Annotated in this window: 1 pseudogene; it reads right to left on the minus strand. The window is 63.1% G+C overall.

Features of this window, described 5'->3' with window-relative positions:
- Positions 1 to 221: pseudogene (locus tag JNA92_RS25675) on the minus strand (hypothetical protein); the annotation flags it as partial.
- Positions 222 to 282: the final 61 nt, after the last annotated feature.

Below are 282 nucleotides of genomic sequence, written 5' to 3' on the forward strand. Positions count from 1 at the left end.
TACCTGGCCGCGCGCACCGAGAAGATCCGTCTGGGCGCCGGCACCATCATTGCGCCTTTCTGGAACCCGATCCGCGTGGCTGGCGAGTGCGCCCAGTCGCTGTTGTCGCGGATAAGCTTCTGGCTCGCAGCGATGTTGTCGACGGTGGCCTTGAAGCCTTCCCAGACCGACACCGTGCAGTTGGCTGCGGTCAGCCCGCCTTTGCGCATATCCTCGAACAGTTCGCGGTTCCACTATGGAACAGGTTTGCCAGGACCAGGCCGACAACGATGGCGATCGTCG

It is taken from the genome of Pseudomonas putida, from assembly GCF_022627325.1.
Taxonomy (GTDB): Bacteria; Pseudomonadota; Gammaproteobacteria; order Pseudomonadales; family Pseudomonadaceae; genus Aquipseudomonas; species Aquipseudomonas putida_X.